Source organism: Inhella inkyongensis (genome assembly GCF_005952805.1).
GTDB lineage: Bacteria > Pseudomonadota > Gammaproteobacteria > Burkholderiales > Burkholderiaceae_C > Inhella > Inhella inkyongensis.
The window spans coordinates 2,465,278-2,481,673 of the sequence record NZ_CP040709.1 but is presented as its reverse complement, the minus strand read 5'-3'; the positions used below and the strand labels follow the sequence as shown (position 1 = coordinate 2,481,673).

General features: G+C 64.7%; 9 protein-coding genes and 1 tRNA gene. 9 read left to right on the top strand and 1 reads right to left on the bottom strand.

Annotated features, from left to right (window positions below):
- Positions 1–5 precede the first annotated feature (5 nt).
- From FF090_RS11760 to FF090_RS11735, 6 genes are read left to right on the top strand one after another with little or no spacing between them, the layout of a single operon-like run.
- On the top strand, positions 6–2,855 hold the full coding sequence (locus FF090_RS11760) for a DUF8741 domain-containing protein (protein ID WP_138856902.1): 2,850 nt from the start codon (positions 6–8) through the stop codon (positions 2,853–2,855).
- A 4-nt stretch (positions 2,856–2,859) separates the two neighbouring features.
- A complete protein-coding gene (locus FF090_RS11755) occupies positions 2,860–7,833 on the top strand; it encodes an Eco57I restriction-modification methylase domain-containing protein (RefSeq protein WP_138856901.1) in 4,974 nt (1,657 codons plus the stop codon).
- Between the two features lie 9 nt (positions 7,834–7,842).
- Entirely contained in the window at positions 7,843–9,837 is a 1,995-nt protein-coding gene (locus tag FF090_RS11750; RefSeq protein ID WP_138856900.1) for a coiled-coil domain-containing protein, read from the top strand.
- Between the two features lie 14 nt (positions 9,838–9,851).
- On the top strand, positions 9,852–11,048 hold the full coding sequence (locus FF090_RS11745; protein WP_138856899.1) for a HEPN-associated N-terminal domain-containing protein: 1,197 nt from the start codon (positions 9,852–9,854) through the stop codon (positions 11,046–11,048).
- Between the two features lie 6 nt (positions 11,049–11,054).
- Positions 11,055–12,818 (top strand): GmrSD restriction endonuclease domain-containing protein, encoded by a 1,764-nt coding sequence (locus FF090_RS11740; RefSeq protein ID WP_138856898.1) that lies wholly within the window; start codon positions 11,055–11,057, stop codon positions 12,816–12,818.
- Positions 12,815–13,537, top strand: a complete 723-nt coding sequence (locus FF090_RS11735; protein ID WP_138856897.1) for an HNH endonuclease — start codon at positions 12,815–12,817, stop codon at positions 13,535–13,537. Before FF090_RS11740 ends, FF090_RS11735 begins: the two co-directional genes overlap by 4 nt.
- A gap of 142 nt (positions 13,538–13,679) precedes the next feature.
- Here the strand turns inward: FF090_RS11735 and FF090_RS11730 are convergent.
- Positions 13,680–13,755, bottom strand: a tRNA-Ala gene (locus tag FF090_RS11730).
- Between the two features lie 205 nt (positions 13,756–13,960).
- Between FF090_RS11730 and FF090_RS11725 the strand changes: the two genes are divergently transcribed.
- Genes FF090_RS11725 through FF090_RS11715 form a run of 3 tightly spaced genes read left to right on the top strand, consistent with a single transcriptional unit; the run spans position 13,961 to position 16,376 of the window.
- Positions 13,961–14,380, top strand: coding sequence for a rubrerythrin family protein (locus tag FF090_RS11725; protein WP_138856896.1), 420 nt, complete (start codon positions 13,961–13,963; stop codon positions 14,378–14,380).
- Between the two features lie 56 nt (positions 14,381–14,436).
- Positions 14,437–15,795, top strand: a complete 1,359-nt coding sequence (locus FF090_RS11720; RefSeq protein ID WP_138856895.1) for a (Fe-S)-binding protein — start codon at positions 14,437–14,439, stop codon at positions 15,793–15,795.
- A gap of 2 nt (positions 15,796–15,797) precedes the next feature.
- Complete coding sequence (locus FF090_RS11715) at positions 15,798–16,376, top strand: DUF3501 family protein (protein ID WP_138856894.1); 579 nt, start codon at positions 15,798–15,800, stop codon at positions 16,374–16,376.
- The last annotated feature ends 20 nt before the right edge of the window (positions 16,377–16,396 follow it).

Sequence of the window (16,396 nt, the reverse complement as noted above, 5' to 3'; positions counted from 1 at the left end):
ACGACATGAATGCTCCGACGCCGGAATTCCTCCCGGGCAGCCTGGTTGCGGCCCGTGGCCGCGAGTGGATAGTCCTGCCCGAGTCCGACACGCAGACCCTGCGCCTGCGCCCCTTGGGCGGCGGTGAGCGCGATGAGACGCTCATCTACTTGCCCCTGGAACGCCAGCCGGTCCAGCCGGCCACTTTCCCCTGGCCCTCTGTGGCCCAGGCGCGCAACCACTCAGCGAGCCAGTTGCTCCTGGATGCACTGCAGCTCAAGCTGCGCAGCGGCGCTGGCCCCTTCCGCAGCTTCGGCAACATTGCCGTCGAGCCACGTGCCTACCAGCTCGTGCCGCTGTTGATGGCGTTGAAGCAGCCGACGGTGCGGCTGCTAATTGCGGACGACGTCGGTATCGGCAAGACCATCGAAGGTGCGCTCATCGCACGCGAGCTGCTCGACCGTGGCGAGGTCCAGCGCATGACCGTGCTGTGCCCGCCGCACCTATGCGAGCAGTGGCAACGCGAGTTGGCCGAGCGCTTTCACATTCCCGCCGTGGTGGTGCGCTCCAACACCGCCGACCGGCTGGAGCGCGACCTTCCGCCGGGCACTTCTGTGTTCCACGCCCACCCCTACACGGTCGTCAGCCTGGACTACATCAAGTCAGAGCGCCGCCGTGAAGCCTTCCAGCGCTTCTGCCCCGAGTTCGTCATCGTCGACGAGGCCCATACCTGTACCCAAGCCGGCCAGGGCCGTCAGCAGCGCTATCAACTGCTCAAGGGCCTGGCGGCTGACGCAACGCGGCACCTGGTGCTGCTCACCGCCACGCCGCACAGCGGCGACGAGGAGGCGTTCTTCAACCTACTGGGCCTGCTGCGCACCGACTTCACGCAGCTGAAGGACCTGCCCGCCGGCCAACGAAGCGACCTGCGCGAAGACCTTTCGCGGCACTTCGTCCAGCGCCGCCGGCCCGACATCGCCGAGTGGCAAGACACCTCGATGTTTCCGGACCGCAAGTCCGCCGAAATCACCTACAAGCTCACTGGCGCCTGGGGCCAGCTGTTCAACGACGTGCTTGCCTATGCCCGTGAACTAGTCGAGCGCTCTGAAGGCCAAGGTCTGCGCGAACAGCGCATGAATTGGTGGGCGGCCCTCGCACTGCTGCGCTGCATCTCGTCGTCACCCGCTGCAGCCGTCAACGCACTGCGAACCCGGCTGCAAGGCGCGCTTGGCGAGGCCGGGGGCGCTGAAGCGACGTCCCTGGAGGAGTTCGAGGCCCAGGCCAGCGACCGCGTGCTGGACGGCACCGACGATGCACTGTCCACCGACGACATCGAGCCCGGGGCCCAGACCGAAGACAGCCAACGCCTGCAAGCGCTGATGACTAGTGCTGCGGCGCTGGCTGGCCAGCAGAACGACCCCAAACTTGCCAAGCTGCAGGAGCACGTGGCGCTGCTGCTGAAGGATGGCTTCCAGCCGGTTGTCTTCTGCCGCTACATCGCCACGGCTCACTACCTGGCAGCGGCACTGCGGGAGAAGTTCAAGACCGCCACTATCAAGGCAGTGACCGGTGAGCTAACTCCCGACGAGCGCGAAGCCGCGGTCGAACAGTTGGGCGAGGGCGAGACTCGCGTGCTGGTCGCCACCGACTGCCTGTCCGAAGGTATCAACCTGCAGGGCCTGTTCACCGCCGTCGTCCACTACGACCTCAGCTGGAACCCCACCCGGCACGAGCAGCGAGAAGGCCGCGTGGACCGCTTCGGGCAAAAGGCCCGCGAGGTGCGAAGCACCATGCTGTACGGTGAAGACAACCCCGTTGACGGCGCCGTGCTGCAGGTCATCTTGCGCAAGGCCGAGAGCATCCGCAAGGAGCTGGGCGTTCTCGTGCCTATGCCCGACAACGAGGGAAAACTAACTCAGGCGCTGATGAACGCCGTGCTGCTGCGCAAGGGCCACCTCAACGCCCAATCGCAGCTGGACCTGTTCGGCGAGCCGGCCAAGGAAATCGACCTGGCCTGGCAGAGCGCCAAAGAGAAGGCCAAGCAGAACCGCAGCATCTTTGCCCAGCGCCGCCTGAAGCCGGAGGACGTGCTGCCCGAGTGGCGCAAGTCTGCCACTGTGCTGGGTGGCGAGGCCGAAGTCGAGCGCTTCGTCAGCCGTGCCGCTGCGCAGCTGGGGGCGCCGTTGCAACCGGTGAAGCAGCACTTCAAGCTGCTGACGGAGCACCTGCCACCTGCCGTGCGCGAGCGCCTCGCTGCCGAGGGCTTGGCCAACACCCTGCGCATCGACTTCCACCAGCCTGCCGCCCAGGGCGCCAACTTCGTCCACCGCACGCACCCGCTGGTGTCCGTACTGGCTGACACGCTGCTGGAGCAGGCGCTGGACGACGCCAGCACCACCGCCGATGACGCTGCCGTCGCCCGCGCTGGCGCCGCCTTCGTGCATGGCGTGTCGCTCAAGACCACCGTGCTGCTGCTGCGCATCCGCCACCAGCTCACCGTCACCCATGGCAGCCAGACCCGGCTGCTGATGTGCGAAGAAGCTGTGGCCGTGGCCGCCAGCGGTTCCGAGCCTTTTGCCGAACTCGCCCCCGACATGACCCGCCAACTGCTGGGCGCCGAAACCACCCGCAACATGCCCGCCCCGTTGCGTGACCGTCAACTGCAGACCGCTCTTGACGCATTGCCCAGCTGGCAGCCCCAGCTGGAGGCGATGGCCAAGGCCCGTGCCCAAGCGCTGCTGGCCGACCACCGCCGCGTGCGCGAGGCAGCAGAAGGCCGCGGCAGCTACCAGGTCACCGCCAGCCTGCCTGTCGACGTGATGGGCCTGTACGTGCTGCTGCCGGATGCAGCCACTTCCAACGCCGTGGGCGCCTGACACCATGGCCAAGAAGCCTCTCCACCAGCTCGCCTACCGCGCCATCCGCATCGAAGGAGGTTTGCTCCCCGCCGAGGAACTGACCCGGCTGACCCTGCTGGCCGACCCCAAGGCCAGCGAGCAGACCGAGCCGCAGTACCGCATCGCCAAAGGACTTAAGCTGCGCGATGAAATCGCGCGCGACTTCAAGATTGCACTCACCCTCTGGCAGGACTTCCAGGCCCTGCGTCGCCGGCAGGATGTGCAAGCGCATGAGGTCACCGTGCGCGAATGGCTGCTGCCGCTGCTGCGCGATGTGCTGCACTTCAGCGATGCCGCCCGCTGCCCGGCCATCGAGCATGCTGGCCACCAGTACGCCATCGGCTACGCAGGCAACGGTGGCCGCGTGCCTCTGGTCTTCGCCGGCTTCGACCAGCCGCTGGACAGCGCCGCCGAACGCTTTGGCGAGACCAACCCCGACACCGGCAAGACCCGCCGCCGCAGCCCCTTCATGCTGGCTCAGGAGGCGCTCAACGCCAGCGACGCGTCCCTGTGGGCCATCGTCAGCAACGGCCTAACCCTGCGCATCCTGCGCGACAACGCCAGCCTCACGCGCCCGGCCTACATCGAGGTCGACCTCGAAGCCCTGTTCACCGAAGAGCTGCTGGCCGACTTCAGCGCCTTCTGGCTGCTGGCCCATGCCTCGCGCTTTGGCACGGCTGAGACACCACCCACCGACTGCCCATGGGAGCGCTGGCGCGCCGCAGGTCAGCAGGCTGGTGTCACTGTACGCGGCAAGCTGCGCTACCAAGTGGCCGAGGCACTGCGGGCCTTGGGCACCGGCTTCCTCTCGCACCCGGCCAACGGGGCCCTGCGCACTGCGCTGCAAAGCACCCAGGACGGCTACGACCGCCAGGCCTTCTTCGAAGAGCTGCTGCGCCTGGTCTACCGCTTCATCTTCCTGGCCACGGTGGAAGACCGCCGCGACCGTGGCACCGGTGAGCGCCTGGTTTTCGCCCCCGATGCCAGCGACGAGGCCAAGGCCCGCTACCTGACCGGCTATTCACTCACCTGGCTGCGCGACCGCGCCGTGCGTCGCAGCCAGCACGACCGCCATGCCGACCTTTGGCATGCGCTGATCATCACCTTCGGCTCGCTGGCCGGCGGGCAACCAGCCCTGGGCCTGCCCGCCCTGGGCGGCCTGTTCGATGCCGACCAGTGCCCGCGTCTGGACGCCGCTCAGCTGGACAACCGCCACCTGCTGGCCGCCGTGTTCCAGCTTGGCTGGTTCCGCGCCGACGGTGCCCTCTCGCGCGTCAACTACCGCGACATGGGCCCCGAGGAGCTGGGCAGCGTTTACGAGAGCCTGCTGGAGCTGGTACCCGACCTGCAGGGCCTGGCATCGCCCACCACGGCGCGCCTGGCCTTCGTCGGCGACGACGAGACCGATGCCAGCACCAAGGGCAACACGCGCAAGCTGACCGGCAGCTACTACACGCCCGACAGCCTGGTGCAGGAGCTCATCAAGAGCGCGCTGGAGCCCGTCATCGCGCAGACGGTGAAGGCCAACCCCGAGCGCCCGGTGGAGGCGCTGCTCGCGCTCACCGTGTGCGACCCCGCCTGCGGCAGTGGCCACTTCCTGCTGTCGGCTGCGCGGCGCTTGGCCGACGAGGTCGCGCTGCACCGTGCGGCTGCTGAGCGAGAAGGTGGGGCCCCGACGCCAACAGACTACCGCCACGCACTGCGTGACGTGGTGGGCCGCTGCATCTTCGGCGTGGACAAGAACCCGATGGCCATCCAGCTGGCCAAGACGGCGCTGTGGCTGGAGGCCTACTCGCCCGACCGGCCCCTGAGCTTTGTGGACCACCACCTGCGCGTTGGCGACGCACTGCTGGGCGTGCTGGACCCCAAGGTGCTGGAAGGCGGCATCCCCGATGAGGCCTACACCGCGCTGTCGGGTGACGAAAAGGCCGTGGCCAGCGCCTTGAAGAAGCAGAACAAGGCCGATCTGAAGAGCTGGCGCCAGATTGCCGGCGGCGACCTGCTGACCCAGGCCGGACTGGCCGCGCAGGCCGTCAGCGTCGAGACCTTAGACGACGACACGCCCGAGCACCTGGCCGCCAAGCGCCAGGCCTGGGCCACGGCGCAGGCCCAGGCTCAGCGCAGCAGCTTTGCACGGCTGGCAGACACCTATGTGGCGGCCTTCCTGGCGCCAAAGCTGGCCGGTGCTGCCGACGCAGTGCCGCTGTCGGGATACCTTTGGGGTGTGCTGAGCGGCCAGGCACCCAAAGCCGAGGTGGAGGATGTTGCGCAGGCTCTGTGCCGCCAGCACAGCGTCTTCCACTGGTGGCTGGCCTTCCCGCAGGTGGCAGCGAAGGGCGGCTTCAGCGTGATGCTGGGCAACCCACCTTGGGAGCGCATCAAGCTGCAGGAGGAAGAGTTCTTCGCTACCCGCAGCCCACTGGTGGCCATGGCCAAGAACAAGGCCGAGCGCGCCCTGCGCATCGAGTGGCTGCGTGAAGGCGTCCTACTGCATCGCGTGAACCCGGACCTGGAGCGCGCTGAGGGACTGACGCCGCCCAACCGCGCCGAGATGGCGCTGTATGCCAGCTTCATCGCCGCGCGCCGTGGTGCCGAGGCCGCCAGTCTCTACGCGCACGACAGTCGGCGTTACCCACTAACCGGCGTTGGCGATGTCAATACGTATGCGCTGTTCTCGGAGACTTTCTTCCAAGCCACAGCGCCCGATGGACGTGCGGGCTTCATCGTGCCAACCGGCATCGCCACGGACGACTCCACCAAGGCCTACTTTGAGCGCCTAGCCCTTGGTGGCCATCTGCGCAGTCTGCTGTGTCTGGAAAATGAAGAGTTCGTCTTCCCGTCGGTGCACCATGCGTTCAGATTCGCGCTGTTGACGCTTGGGGGAAAGCCCGACGACGAAGCCGCCTCGCTCGTGTTCTTTGCGCGTCAGCCCGAGCAAATTCACGACCGCCATCGTCGCTTCTCGCTCACGCCCGACGAGTTCGCCCTCATCAACCCGAACACCCGCACATGTCCGGTATTTCGTAGCAAGCGCGACGCAGAGTTGACCAAGAAGCTCTACCGCGCAGCGCCCGTGCTCATCACCGAAGGTGAAGTGGGAGAGGACGGCAAGTCGCTGCGGCTTGAGGTGAACCCGTGGGGAATCCGCTTCCAGACCATGTTCCATATGTCGGGTGACAGCGGCCTGTTCGCCACCACGCCCGCGACTTCTGGCCCGTCCGCTCTCTTGCCTCTGTACGAAGCGAAGATGATTCACCAGTTCGACCACCGCTGGGCGACCTATGTCGCCGCAGCCAGCGGTGTTGCGGGCGAGGTCGAAACCGCCGACTTGAGCGACGCCCAGAAGGGTGACCCTGTATGCACTGTGCGTCCGCGCTACTGGGTCGATGAACGCGAGGTTCTGGCCCGTATTGCCCGCGTACCTGCTCGGGTTGCGCGAGCTTGGCTCTTGACACATCAACAAGGACCGTATGCCGACTTCGACGACGAGAAGTCGCTTGAATTCGCTGTGGCGTCGTGGCTTGCCGGGGAGTGGATGCGGCGGCTTTGTGGTCATGGGCTGACCAACGCCAGCGCAAGGGTTCTGGCAGAAGCTCAGTGGCGCGCGACTGCGGAAATGGACCGTGGCGCTGCAGCGCTACTTGGAGCGCTGCGCCGTACGAGAGGCGGCGAGGACCTTAGCAATTGGGCCAAGTGGGCGCGGCAGGATGCTGAGACGCCGTTCGACAACGCAGAGGAGACGGCGGTTCAGGTGTGGCAGCAGTCCTTCCACGGTTTGTCGAACGCCGGAACCAGGATTGGCTCACTCCTGAATTTTGTGGATGAGTGGATGGACCGGCGCAGTCCACGGTGGTTAATGGGCTGGCGGGACATCACCGGCGTCGAGAAGGTGCGAACGGTGATTGGGACTGTCATGCCGCGGCTGGGTGTGGGCCACACGCTTCCGCTGTACTTTTGTCAAGGCAAAGCGCCGCTGCAGGCGTGCCTTCTGGGCAACTGGCAGTCCATCACCTTCGACTACGTCGCTCGCCAAAAGGTGGGAGGCACACACCTGACGTATGGCTACCTGAAGCAGTTCCCGGTGTTGCCCCCCGGCAGCTACACAGACGCCGACCTCGCCTTTATCGTCCCCCGCGTCCTCGAACTCACCTACACCTCGCACGACCTGCAGGCCTGGGGCGAAGACCTCGCCGCCTACGACCCGCGCCCTGCCGCCGAGCAAGGCCAGCCCTTCGCCTGGAACCCCGAGCGCCGCGCCCAACTGCGCGCTGAGCTCGACGCCTACTACGCCCGCCTCTACGGCCTCACCCGGGACGAGCTGCGCTACATCCTCGACCCCAAGGATGTGATGGGCGCCGACTACCCAAGCGAGACCTTCCGGGTCCTGCAGGAAGGCGAGATGCGGACCTACCGTGAGTACCGAACGCGGAGGCTGGTGCTAGAGGCATGGGACCAGCAGGCCAGCGTGTCGTTCACGCCGCAGCCGGTGCCCGTGTCGTACCCCGAGCTCGGAATGATTCGCAATGCCGAGGAAGGCCGGCTGGCTGGCCTGGTGACGGCACTGGTCGCCGAGCGGACGGAGGGCTGTTCGCTGGCGGACATCCAGTCAGCGGTGGCTGCGTTGGCAGCGGCTGGGCACTACTTGGCCCCCGAAGAAGGCGCGCGCTTCGAGTCCTTGCGGCCGGCGCTCGGGATGAATGACGTGATGCCTCTCCTGAGCCGCGTCCAGCCCATCGTGCAGCGCCTTGCTGGTGTTGATGTGCTCGTGCGTTCAACCCGGGATGGCAAGGCCTTCTACACGCGAGGCGCAGGTGCGTCACCGGGAGATGTCATCCAGCTGCCAGAGCATCCCGAGACTGCTCGGCTTCTGTGGCGGGCCGAGAGTCGGCGCGTAGCTGCAGAGGTCGAAAAGAGCGCGGCACTACCGGCCAGCCCCAAGGCCACCGGCACACAGTAAGAGGACGCCATGTCGACCTGGCTCAAGGCAAGTCAACCGGTCCGCACGCAGCCCAGGCTCTGGGTTGAAACGATGTGGTTGGTCGAATCCCGTGAGCCGATGGTGCTCACGCGCACCATCGACCTGCATGCCGGGTTGAACATCGTCTGGGCCAAGGAGTCCGCCTCCAACGATGCATCGGGGTTGGCCAGCGCAGGTCATGGCGTCGGCAAGACTTCGCTGTGCCTGTTGCTGAGGTACGTTCTGGGTGACGATGCGCCTGCCATCGCCACCCTGCGCAGCAAGGCCGCTGGCAGTTTTCCCAAAGGCGGAGTGGCGGCGAAGGTCCATGTGGATGGCGCCGTCTGGCTGGTCTTCCGGCCGTACGGCTTGTACAGCCACTCCCTGGCCGCCCGATGCGACGCCCTGGACCGGTTGTTCGAGGGCACCGCGCCGAACGACTTCGACGGTTATGGCCGCGCTCTGGAGCAGTTCTCGATAGGCCGGCTTGCGGCCCGCTCTTTGCCCGGCACGAATCAGCCGCTCGAATGGCGCCATCTGCTGGCCTGGTGCATCCGGGAACAGCGAACCCGCTTCGACGGCTTCTACCACTGGCGCGAGGGCGAAGGCTTGGGCTTCAAGCGTTCGCGGCGCGACCCGCCGCTGCTGGTCGGTTCGGTGCTCGGCCTGGTGGACCAGGCTTTGGACCAGTTGCTGCGCGACATCGAGGCCAAGCAGAAGCAGGTCGAGCAGTGCAAGGAGCGCATCCCCGAGCTCGAACGGGCACCGGCCTTCGCGCTCGCCCATGCCGACCGCCAATTGCGCTTGAAAGTACGGGCGGAAGAAGACGAACCCGTCTTCGCGACCACCGTTGGCGAATCGGTCGAGTCTCGTGTTCAAGCGGCGCTGCAGAAGGCCGAGTCGGACGAACGCGGATGGGAGCGTGAGGCGGAGCAGGCCGACGAGGCTCTGGCCCAGGAGCGGGTGCGCTTGCATGAGCTAACCAAGGCCTGCGACCTTGCGAAGGTTGAGAACGAAATGGCCAAGTCCCTGGTCGATGCGAAGCTAGAGGACTACGAGCGGCTGAGCAAAGTCCGTGACCGGCTGGCAGGCCTGGAGGGGCGATGCGAACCTGGGAATATTGAGTTCAGCGAGTGCGAGCACGTCCAGAAAAACAAGACCACCTTCAACATGACTTGGTTCCAGGACGGCAAGCAGGCCAAGGCCGATGCTTCCTTGTTTGCTGCGCGACATCAGGCCAGCACGGTCGCGCTCGACAAGGCCGAGAAGGCGGTCTCTGAGCAAGAGAAGCTCATCGCCAAGAAGAGGCCTGAACTCCACCGACTGCGCGTTCGCATCGCCACGAGCGAAACCTCGCGGACGTTCTTGAAGCAGTCCTGGGACGACCTCCAGTTGAAGCACACCCAACGGAACCAGGGCGGTGACACGGCGGAACTGGCCGAGGCGCGGCAGCAGCTTCTGGAGTTCGAGTCAGCGCTGGAATCCCTTCGGGCGGCCGAGGTCAGCCAACGGTCTCGTCAGTCGTCGAGGGTCGACGCCATCAAGGCATTGACGGCCACCGTGTCGAGCAGGCTCCTCGGCGCCGCAGGGCACGCCAGGTTCCTCCCGGGGCACGAGGTACGCCCCTTCGAAGTGGCGCGCGGCGGCGAGGCCTACCAGGTGTTGGAGGTGCTGCTCGGCGACATCGTTTGCCTGCTCGACTCGGCCGTGTCCGAAGCCAGCAACCACCCTGGCTTTCTGGTTCATGACTGCCCGAGAGAGGCGGACATGAGCGAGCTCCTGTACCGCGAGTTCTTCCTCGCGGCTGCAGAGGCGGCGGAGCAGCTTGGTGGCGATGGCATGGCGCCGTTCCAGTTCATCGTCACGACGACCTCGGCGCCGCCAGAAGAGCTCGGGGGGGCGCCGCACGTCGTCCTGGAGTTGGCGCCGGGGGCGGATGAGGCGCTGCTGTTCAAGCGGCAGTTGACACCAGACCTGACGGGGTTGGACGCAGGGTGGCCCTGATTGGAGAGCGCTGAATGGGGCAAGCGAAACGAGAATGGGAAGAGTACGAGGCTCGGGGGTGGTCAGCTCCGGACAAGCACGTCTGTCCCGCCTGCGTCGAAGACGAGTTTCTGAAGAACCTCATTCGGCACAACGCGAGCACCCAGCAGTGCGACTACTGCGGCAAGCGAACGCGTAAGCCATCCGCCGCAGCGGTCGAATCCATCATGCCTGCGGTTGCATCCGCGCTGGGCTACTACTACGCCGAGCCTACACATGCGGGAGTTCCGTATGACGGGGGGTGGGTCTTCGAGCCTACCGACACCGCCGATGCATTGATGGGTGTGCCATTCGAATGCCATGACGACCTGTTCGAAGATGTCGCCAGTTCGTTCTCCAACACTGCCTGGGTTGCAGCAGCAGATGGCCATTGGGCCTCATCCCACCGCAACGAGGAATGGTCTGAGGAGTGGCAGGCGTTCTCTGAAATTGTGAAGCATCGAAGCCGCCACTTCTTCATGTCTTCACCCAATGAATCGGAGTCACCATACCGGTCGTCGCCACTTCAAGTGCTCGAACGGGTGGGCGACATGGCCGCCAGGCTGGGACTACTAACCTTTCTTCCGAAGGCAACCAAGCTATACCGGGTACGCGAGAGAGTCGGTAGTGCAGCCTGGCCGATTTGCGCCGAAGAGGTTGGCGCCCCTCCCAGCCGACTGGCGAATGCCGGCCGAATGAACCCAGCGGGAATCTCCTACCTCTATATGTCGATGACGCAAGGTGGGGCGCTTGCCGAGGTGTTGCGAGGTCCACCATGTCGCGCTGCGATTGCAACCTTCGAGGTTGTCGAGGAGCTCGCTGTACTTGACATGACGCGCCTCCCGCCGCGGCCCTCCGTCTTTGACGAGGCGAATCACCGGATTCGAGAGGTTGTCCTGTTCTTGGATGATTTCGTCGCGGACATCTGTCAGCCAGTGCAAAAAGACGGCCGAGAACACATCAACTACGTTCCATCGCAAGTGGTTTCGGAATACTTTGCACAGGTTTTCAGGACGGCTGACGGGAAGATGCTCGATGGCATCGTCTATCCCAGCGCTATTTCGCGCGGCAGCGTGAACGTGGCGTTGTTTCCAAGAGATGGGCGTGAACCGTTCTCGCATGCCGTGAAGTTTGTTGGTGGCGACGAGGTGGCGCTCAACAGCTGGGCCGAGTTTTCCAAGAAGATTGCCTGATGAATCATGACTGACACGCTGTTCAAAGAAGTCCACTATTCACTGGGCGGCCTCATCGGCGACATTGGTCTCGGCCGCATTGGCCTGCCCGACATCCAGCGCCCCTTCGTCTGGGCCAACGCCAAGGTCCGTGACCTGTTTGACTCGATGTACCGCGGCTACCCGGTCGGCTACTTCCTGTTCTGGCAGACCGGCGCCGAGGGCGTGGAGACCAAGGTCATCGGCGATGCGAACAAGCAGAAGGCGCCGTCGCTGCTCATCGTGGACGGGCAACAGCGCCTCACCTCGCTGTATGCAGTCATCCGGCGCGAGGCCGTGCTGCGCGAGAACTTTGAGCGCGAGCACATCCGCATTGCCTTCCGGCCGCAGAGCGGCACCTTCGCTGTGCCGGACGCGACCACCGAGCGTGACCCGGAGTACATCCTCGACATCTCCGAGGTGTTCAACCGGCCAACGCACAAGACCATCGGCGAGTACCTGAAGCGCCTGACGGCGTCGCGCGAAGTGTCCGACGCCGAGGAAGAGAAGGTGGCCGACGCCATCGGCCGTCTGGCCGGATTGACGAACTTCCCGTTCATCGCGCTGGAGCTGTCACAGCAGTGCACCGAAGAGCAGGTGGCCGATGTCTTCGTGCGCATCAACAGCGAGGGCAAGAAGCTCAACCAGTCCGACTTCATCCTGACGCTGATGTCGGTTTTCTGGGACGACGGCCGTACTGAGCTGGAGAAGTTCTGCCGTGCGGCGCGCCAGCCGGCGCCGGCCGGTCAGGCAAGCCCCTTCAACCAGATTTTCCAGCCCGACCCCGACCATCTGCTGCGCGTCGACGTCGGCGTGGCCTTCCGGCGGGCCAGGCTGGAGCACGTTTACTCGCTGCTGCGCGGCAAGGACCTGGCCAGCGGCGAGGTCAGCCTTGCGCAACGCAACAGCCAGTTCGACAAGCTGCGCGATGCCCAGGGGCGCGTGCTGAACCTGACCTACTGGGCGGACTCCCTGAACGTGGTGCGCGCCGCAGGCTACCGCAGTGCCAAGACCATCAGTTCGGTGAACGCCTTGGTGTTCGCCTACCAGCTGTACCTGCTGGGCCGCACCGAGTACGACGTCGAAGGGTTCAAGCTGCGCAACGCTATCGCGCGCTGGCTGTTCATGTCGCTGTTGACTGGCCGGTTCACGTCCTCGCCGGAATCACGCATGGAGCAAGACCTGGCCGAGCTGCGGGAGCTGAAGACTGCCGACCAGTTCCTCGCTAGGCTGGCGACCGTGGAGTCCGGGACGTTGACGGACGACTACTGGACCAAGACGCTGCCGATGGACCTGGCGACATCGGCGGGCCGCAGCCCGGCGCTGTTCGGCTTCTACGCGGCGCAGACGCTGCTGGGTGCCCAGGCCCTGTTCTCACAGAGCCCTGTGGTGGACCTACTGGACCCGCCGGCACAAGGCCAGAAGAAGGCGCTGGAGCGGCATCACCTGTTCCCGAAGCAATACCTGAAGAAGCAGGGCATCGAGAGCGTCCGCGACATCAACCAGATTGCAAACTACGCGCTGGTGGAGTGGGACGACAACATCGCCATCTCAGACGCACCGCCCGCACAGTACTGGGGCAAGTACGCCGAGCGATTCGACCAGGCAACGCTGGCCACGATGATGCAGTGGCACGCGCTGCCAGAGCAGTGGTGGACGATGAGCTACGACCAGTTCCTGGCGGCCAGGCGCCCGCTCATCGCCAGCGTGATTCGCCAGGGCTACCAGAAGCTGGCTGGAACGGCGGCATGACACCGCTCGACCGTCTGCGCATCGAGAAGGCTGCCGCCGACTGCGGATTCGAAATGACGCCGCTCGAGCGTGACGGCGGCCTGGAACTGCGCTCGGCGCGGTTTCCGGAGACGTTGCTCGTGCAGTCGACCGGGTCGTCGACTCTGACGGTCAGTGCATCCAGCGCGGGCCTGCTCCATTCGGTCGACGGCGCCGACATCGTGAAGGTGGACGGCTTCGGCGCGCTGTATGACGTCCTGCGTGCCGCCGCCGCGCATGCCAGGACGCTGCCGAACCGGGTGGCCGATGCCTTCCGGCGTGAAACCGCCGGCATGCCCCGGTCCACCGAGGCAGAGCGCGTCGTGGTCCAGCGCGTGGGCCAGAACTTGTTCCGGTCGGCACTATTGGACTACTGGCAAGGCCGATGCTGCGTGACCGGGCTCACCGTGCCAGAGCTGCTACGGGCCTCGCACATCAAGCCCTGGGCATCCTGCGAGAGCGACAACGAGCGGCTGGACGTGTTCAACGGGCTGCTGCTCGCGCCTCACCTAGACGCCCTGTTTGATGGGGGCTGGATTTCGTTCGCCGACAACGGCAAGTTGTTGATTTCAGAGGCGTTGGCGCCAACGGAATCCGAGCGGTTGGGCGTAAGAGCGGATTGGGTTCTCGCCAGTCTCAGGCCGTCGCACTGTGTGAACCTCGCGTTTCATCGGGCTCACGTCTTCCGCGATCCAGCCTGAGCAGGGGCGTCCGACCAAACAAAAACAGCCCCTGGCGGGGCTGTTGAACTTAAGGCTTGCACCTGTGAAATGAACTTAAGGATTGCACACGGTGCAATCCAATGCTTCAAGTCACAAGCCCTTGATGTACTTACGGTTTTTGTGGTGGAGAGGAGGAGGATCGAACTCCCGACCTTCGCATTGCGAACGCGACGCTCTCCCAGCTGAGCTACCCCCCCACGCGAGGCGCGCACTGTAGCACGCCTGTTGGGTGGCATCGGGGGGCCTTGTGGCACGAATAGCCGAGCCCTATGGAACTCATCGCCAACCCGTATTGGTGCGCTGCGCTGCCATGCGCTAGCCTCAAGCCGCGCCGCCGGGTCAAACGGATGAATGGCGAATGGCGTCGGGCGGTTTCTTCCCTCTCACCGTGTGGAGATCGATATGGGACTGAAAGGATCGAAGACCGAACAGAACTTGAAGGACGCGTTTGCCGGCGAGTCGCAGGCCAACCGTCGCTATCTGTACTTCGCCAACAAGGCGGACGTCGAGGGGCAAAACGATGTGGCGGCGCTGTTTCGCTCTACCGCAGAAGGCGAGACCGGGCATGCCCATGGGCACCTGGAGTTTCTGGAGCAGGTGGGTGACCCCGCCACCGGGCTGCCCATTGGTGGCACACGCCTGAATCTGGCGGCAGCGATTGCCGGTGAGACGCATGAGTACACCGATATGTACCCGGGCATGGCCAAGACGGCGCGCGACGAGGGCTTCGACGAGATTGCGGACTGGTTCGAGACCTTGGCCAAGGCCGAGCGCTCGCACGCGAATCGCTACGTCAAGGCGCTCGAACAGTTGGTGGACTGATTTCGCATGAGGTTTGAGGCGGCGCCTGCGGGCGCCGCTTTGCTACAGGAGTGGGCATGGACAAGCGCGAAGGCAATTTGCAGGCTCCCACCCGCCACGCCGTGGATTGGAAGAACCCGGCCTTCTACGACGAGCAGGCCTGCTTGGACGAGATGGGGCGGATCTTTGACATCTGCCATGGTTGCCGGCGCTGCGTCAGTCTCTGCCAGAGCTTTCCAACCCTGTTTGACCTTGTCGATGCCACTTCAGACGGTGAACTGACCGAGGTCAAGCGCGCGGATTACTGGAAGGTCGTGGACCAGTGTTATCTCTGCGATCTTTGCTATATGACCAAGTGCCCCTATGTACCGCCGCACACTTGGAATCTGGATTTCCCGCACACCATGTTGCGGGCCAAGGCCATCCAGTTCAAGCGCGGGGAGGTCGGCGCGGGCGCGCGCTTTCTGGCCAGCACCGATGTGCATGGCAGCTTTGCCGGCATTCCCATCGTGGTGCAAGCCGTCAATGCGGTGAACCGAACCTCCCTGGCGCGCAAGGCCATGGACAAAACCCTGGGCGTGCATCCCGAGGCCTGGATGCCCGAGTTGGCGCCCAAGCGCTTTCGTTGGTCGGCTGCGGACAGCCCGGCGCGGGTGAGCACCCAAGGTGAACGCACACCCGGCAAGGTGGCGCTCTTTTCCACTTGCTATGTGAACTACAACGAGCCGGGCATCGGGCACGATTTGCTCAAGATCCTGACGCACAACCAAATTCATTACGAGATCGTCGAGAAGGAAGCGTGTTGCGGCATGCCCAAGTTCGAGTTGGGCGATCTTGAATCGGTGGAACGGCTGAAGAACAAGAACATTCCGGTGCTTGAGCGCTATGCCCGCGAGGGCTGGGCCATTGTTTCCGCCATCCCCAGTTGCACCCTGATGTTCAAGCAGGAGCTGCCGCATCTATTCCCCGATGAGGCGGCGGTGCTCGCCGTCAAGGAGGCGATGTGGGACCCCTTCGAATACTTGGTGGCGCGCCACAAGGATGGACTGCTGCGCACCGACTTCAAGACCGCGCTGGGCCGCGTGAGCTATCACATCCCTTGTCACGGACGGGTGCAGAACATCGGTCGCAAGACCGAAGAGATGTTCAAACTCGTGGGCAAGACCGTAGATGTGCAGCTCAACACCGTGGAGCGCTGTTCAGGCCACGCCGGCACCTATGGGGTGAAGACCGCGCATCATCTCGACGCGATGAAGATCGGCCGTCCGGTTTTCAAGGCCATGGCGAAACATGGCGATGATCGGCCGGATGTGATTTCCTCCGACTGCGCCCTGGCGGGCCATCACATTCAACAGGGCATGGAACTGGCTGGAACACCGGCTAAGAATTTGGCCCATCCGCTGACCCTGATTCGCCGCGCCTACGGGCTGGAGTGAGCATGAGCATCACGATCGATTCCCTGCAAAGCCTGGAAGCCTGGAGCAAAGCGCGCAAGGCCCTCAAGCCCGAACTGATGGCGCACCGCCGCCTGCGCAGCGTCGCTCTGGGGGAGCACATGACCTGCCAGTTCGAGGACGAACGCACCATCCGCTACCAGATCCAGGAGATGCTGCGCATTGAAAAGATCTTCGAAGAGGAGGGCATTCACAGCGAGATTGCGGCCTATAGCCCGCTGGTGCCCGATGGCAGCAACTGGAAGGCCACCCTGTTGCTGGAGTACCCCGATGTGAACGAGCGCCGCCGCGAGTTGGCGCGCCTGCTGGGCGTGGCCGCGCGGATGTTCGTCGAGATTGAGGGGCATGGGCGGGTCTATGCCATTGCCGATGAGGACTTGGAGCGCGAGACGGCCGAAAAGACCTCGGCCGTGCACTTCCTGCGCTTTGAGTTCGATCGGGCCCAATGCCAGGCGCTGCGCGCCGGTGCTTCGGCCGTGCTGGGCTGTGACCACACCCACTACCCGGCACACCAGCGCATCGCTCCCGAGACCCTGGCCTGCCTGGCGGGCGATCTGCGCTGAGGGTGTTGGGGGGAGGAGGG

Coding starts and splice junctions, on each gene's coding strand:
- FF090_RS11750 (WP_138856900.1), top strand. CDS start 7,843: ATGTCGACCTGGCTCAAGGCAAGTCAACCGGTCCGCACGCAGCCCAGG.
- FF090_RS11720 (WP_138856895.1), top strand. CDS start 14,437: ATGGACAAGCGCGAAGGCAATTTGCAGGCTCCCACCCGCCACGCCGTG.
- FF090_RS11760 (WP_138856902.1), top strand. CDS start 6: ATGAATGCTCCGACGCCGGAATTCCTCCCGGGCAGCCTGGTTGCGGCC.
- FF090_RS11740 (WP_138856898.1), top strand. CDS start 11,055: ATGACTGACACGCTGTTCAAAGAAGTCCACTATTCACTGGGCGGCCTC.
- FF090_RS11755 (WP_138856901.1), top strand. CDS start 2,860: ATGGCCAAGAAGCCTCTCCACCAGCTCGCCTACCGCGCCATCCGCATC.
- FF090_RS11745 (WP_138856899.1), top strand. CDS start 9,852: ATGGGGCAAGCGAAACGAGAATGGGAAGAGTACGAGGCTCGGGGGTGG.
- FF090_RS11725 (WP_138856896.1), top strand. CDS start 13,961: ATGGGACTGAAAGGATCGAAGACCGAACAGAACTTGAAGGACGCGTTT.
- FF090_RS11715 (WP_138856894.1), top strand. CDS start 15,798: ATGAGCATCACGATCGATTCCCTGCAAAGCCTGGAAGCCTGGAGCAAA.
- FF090_RS11735 (WP_138856897.1), top strand. CDS start 12,815: ATGACACCGCTCGACCGTCTGCGCATCGAGAAGGCTGCCGCCGACTGC.